This is a genomic window from Pseudomonadota bacterium (genome assembly GCA_016927275.1).
GTDB lineage: Bacteria > UBA10199 > UBA10199 > 2-02-FULL-44-16 > JAAZCA01 > JAFGMW01.
In genome coordinates this window covers 1-3,618 of sequence record JAFGMW010000100.1, presented here as the reverse complement: position 1 = coordinate 3,618, position 3,618 = coordinate 1, and the positions used below count along the sequence as shown (strand labels likewise).

The following is a 3,618-nucleotide window of genomic DNA, read 5'->3' as shown; positions in this document are numbered from 1 at the left end:
TTATATATCAAGCAAGCGCCGTGCCATAGGGTTTAGAAAAAACATATTATAAAACAGCGTCTTGAGGCAAGAGGGGATTCTCGCTTTGAGAGGATCGTCAAAATGCCGACAGGCGATTGCCCGCTGATCGTTGCGCTGAGCGCTTCTGCCGGCACAAGCCCGCAGCGGTTGCAATTTTGGCAAAGCTGGTGCAGCCTCTCGCGCCGCTTGCCTTCGTGCATCGCGGCCCCCATATCCTGGGGCGGAGAGGCCGAAGCGGCGCTGCCTATGATAAAGCGGGACTACTACGAGGTGCTGGGGATCGATCGCTCTGCCGGGGCGCCCGACATAAAAAAGGCGTACCGGAAGATCGCGCTCGAGTACCATCCTGACCGCAATCCGGACCCTCAGGCCGAGGAGAGGTTCAAGGAGGCCTCCGAGGCGTACGAGGTCCTCTCGGACGATCGGCGCAGGGAGATCTACGACGCCTACGGCCATCAGGGCCTTCAGGGCGCCGGCTTCCACGGATTCACCGACATCGGCGACATCTTCGGCTCCATGGGCGACATATTCGAGGAGTTCTTCGGTTCCATGTCCGGCTTCGGCTTCGGCGGGAGGTCGGGGGCGAGGCGCAGCGCCCGCCCCGGCGGGGACCTGAGGTACGACCTCACGATCAGCTTCATGGAGGCTGCGAAGGGCGTGGAGAGGGAGATATCGGTCTCGCGCATCGTGCGCTGCGAGGCTTGCGGAGGGAGCGGGCAGTCGCCGGGCACAGGCGTCGAGAGGTGCCGCGCCTGCGGCGGCAGCGGCACCGTCACCCAGCGCCAGGGATTCTTCGTAATACAGACGATCTGCCCGCAGTGCAGGGGTGAGGGCGCGAGGATAGAGAAGCCGTGCGCCGAATGCAGCGGCGAGGGAGTGAAGCCGAGCCGGGAGAAGATAAAGGTCAAGATCCCGCCGGGCGTCGAGAACGGCATGCAGCTGGTGCTGCGCGGCAAGGGGCACGAGGGGAACCGCGGCGGGGGATCGGGAGACCTCTACGTCTTCATAAGCGTCACCCCTCACGAGCTGTTCGAGCGGGCGGGGGACGACATCGTCGTCACGGTCCCGATCTCATTCCCGCAGGCTGCGCTCGGCGACACGATCGCGATCCGGACGCTCGACGGCGAGGAGAGCGTGAAGGTCCGTCCGGGGACCGAGACCGGGGGCGAGGCCCGCGTGAGGGGCGCAGGGTTCCCGGTGCTCAACGCGGGCGGCAGGAGGGGTGACCTCGTGGTCCGGTTCGTCGTCAAGACCCCGAGGGATCTCACGAAGAGGCAGAAGGAGCTCCTCCGGCAGCTGATGGAGGAGGAGTAGCTTTGCGTTGCATTTCCCGCCCCGATCGTCTAACAGGCAAGGCCATGCCGATGGACATCGCCATAAAGTACACGAGGCTTCAGAACCGGCTCACCCACTTCTACCAGCACTGGATGCCCGCCGATCCGCTGGCCCTGGTGGTGTACGTCCACGGGCTCGGCGACCACATCGGCCGCTACTCGAGGCTCGTCACCTCCCTCACATCGGCCAATCTCGCGGTGGCCCTCTACGACCAGCGCGGCCACGGCCGCAGCGACGGCAGGCGAGGGCACGTGGAGGGATTCGGCAACTGGGTCGAGGACCTGGCCGCATTCGTGCAGTTCTCCGCCGAGAGACAGAGGCCGGAAATCCCGGTCTTCATCGTGGGCCAGAGCCTCGGCGCGCTCGTGGCGATAAACTACGTGCTCACGCACGCCACCCGCGTGGCGGGCCTGGTCACGATCTCGGCCGCCCTGCATCCGACCGTCACGATACCGCGCTGGAAGAGGGGGCTGGCGACGAGGCTCAAGCCGATCGCTCCGTGGATGTCGATCGACAGCGGCGTGAGGATACCCGACCTCACGAGCGTGGTCCCCGAGGTCGAGGCGCTATCCTCCGACCCGCTCTTCCACACCAGGCTCTCGATATCGGCCGGCCTGGAGATAGAGCGCAACGTCGGCCTCATCGGGGGGATGCCGCACAGGATCCACGAGCCGCTGCTCATGCTCGCCGGCACAGCCGACCGGATCTGCGACCCGCAGGCAAGCTCCTGGTTCACCGCGAGGGCCTCCTCCATAGACAAGGGGTGCAAGGTGTACGAGGGGATGCGCCACGATCTCCTGCACGACCACGGCTGGGAGGAGGCGCTCCTCGATATCCGGGATTGGATCGCGGAGAGGGCGGGCATGATAGCCGCCCACGGCGGGCAGTATCATCTGGGCGGGAGGATAGAGGTATGGCAAAACGTCTCGCATGGGCAGCGATAGCGCTGATGGTCGCCGCTGCCCCGCTCGCGTCCCACGCAGGGTACAACCGGGAGCTGAAAAAGCAGACCAGGAGCGGCAGGATCTACCACCCCAACACGTGGGACGCTGAGATCATCTGGCGCGCCACGTTCTTCGACGACGCGTTCCGCGAGGAGTTCAAGAAGCGTCACCAGAAGATAAAGCACCTCAACGAGATCGGCGCCGAGCGGTTCGAGATGGAGCAGGCCAACAGGCACCTGAACGGCTGGGACTTCTTCGTCGCTATCTACACCAAGGACGAGTACAAGAATTTCTCTCACTACGAGGACACCTTCTGGCACATCGAGCTCAGGCCCGCGGGGGGCGAGGCGGTGAAGCCGATCCTCGTCGAGAAGCTGCCCATCACCCCGTACGAGAAGAGGATGTTCCCGTACATCGACAGGTGGTCGCAAGGCTACCGCGTCACCTTCCCCAAGGTCGACCTCGGCGGCGAGTTCGATCTCACCATCAAGAGCGTGGTCGGAAGCTCCACGCTTGAGTGGAATATGCGCTGAGCTATCTCCCCGCGAACGATCGCCTGAGGACCGTGTCCTTCATGAACCTCCGCGCTTTGCCGGGATGGTCGATGTTGCAGTGGAGGCCGCGGCTCTCTTTCCGGCTCCGCGCCGATCTGATGATGAGCTCCGCCACGACGGCGATGTTGCGGAGCTCGACGAGGTTGGACGTGACCGTGAAGTTCCAGTAGTACTCGTCGATCTCCCTCTTGAGGAGCCCGATCCTGCTGTGCGCCCGCGCGAGCCTCTTGTCCGAGCGCACTATCCCAACGTAGTTCCACATCGTGCGGCGGATCTCGTCCCAGTTCTGGGTGATCACCACCTCCTCGTCCGAGTCGGTGGCGCCTCCCGGGTCCCACGGCCTGACCCTGGGCATGCGGGCGCGCGACGAGGAGGTGCGGGCCATGGCCGCCTTTGCCGCGCGGGTCGAGAGCACGACCGCCTCGAGCAGCGAGTTCGAGGCGAGGCGGTTGGCGCCGTGCAGCCCGGTGCAGGCGCTCTCGCCGCAGACGACGAGCCCCTCAACGTTCGTCCGCCCCTCTATGTCGCACATCACCCCGCCGCAGAGGTAGTGGGCGGCCGGCACCACCGGTATCGGCTCCTTCGTCATGTCGATGCCGAAGCCCGCGCAGGTCTCGAGGATGTTGGGGAAGCGCTGCCTCAGGTAGTCGGCGCCCAGGTGGCGCGCGTCCAGCAGCACGTGCTCGTCCCCCGAGCGCTTGAGCTCCGCGTCTATCGCCCTGGCGACGATGTCGCGCGTGGCGAGGTCCCCGCGCTCGTCGTAT

At 65.2% G+C, this 3,618-nt stretch carries 4 protein-coding genes; 3 read left to right on the top strand and 1 reads right to left on the bottom strand.

Annotation, left to right across the window (positions count from 1 at the left end; all coding sequences use genetic code 11):
• Positions 1–267 precede the first annotated feature (267 nt).
• Genes dnaJ through JXA24_07160 form a run of 3 tightly spaced genes read left to right on the top strand, consistent with a single transcriptional unit; the run spans position 268 to position 2,833 of the window.
• A complete protein-coding gene (gene dnaJ / locus JXA24_07170; protein ID MBN1283532.1) occupies positions 268–1,335 on the top strand; it encodes a molecular chaperone DnaJ in 1,068 nt (355 codons plus the stop codon).
• Between the two features lie 44 nt (positions 1,336–1,379).
• Complete coding sequence (locus JXA24_07165; GenBank protein MBN1283531.1) at positions 1,380–2,300, top strand: lysophospholipase; 921 nt, start codon at positions 1,380–1,382, stop codon at positions 2,298–2,300.
• A complete protein-coding gene (locus JXA24_07160) occupies positions 2,270–2,833 on the top strand; it encodes a hypothetical protein (protein ID MBN1283530.1) in 564 nt (187 codons plus the stop codon). The genes JXA24_07165 and JXA24_07160 overlap by 31 nt, the downstream gene beginning before the upstream one ends.
• Before the next feature lies 1 nt (position 2,834).
• Here JXA24_07160 and JXA24_07155 read toward each other — a convergent pair.
• A partial coding sequence (locus JXA24_07155) for an FAD-binding protein (GenBank protein ID MBN1283529.1) occupies positions 2,835–3,618 on the bottom strand: 784 nt, incomplete at its 5' end.

Coding starts and splice junctions, on each gene's coding strand:
- JXA24_07165 (MBN1283531.1), top strand. CDS start 1,380: ATGCCGATGGACATCGCCATAAAGTACACGAGGCTTCAGAACCGGCTC.
- dnaJ (MBN1283532.1), top strand. CDS start 268: ATGATAAAGCGGGACTACTACGAGGTGCTGGGGATCGATCGCTCTGCC.
- JXA24_07160 (MBN1283530.1), top strand. CDS start 2,270: ATGGCAAAACGTCTCGCATGGGCAGCGATAGCGCTGATGGTCGCCGCT.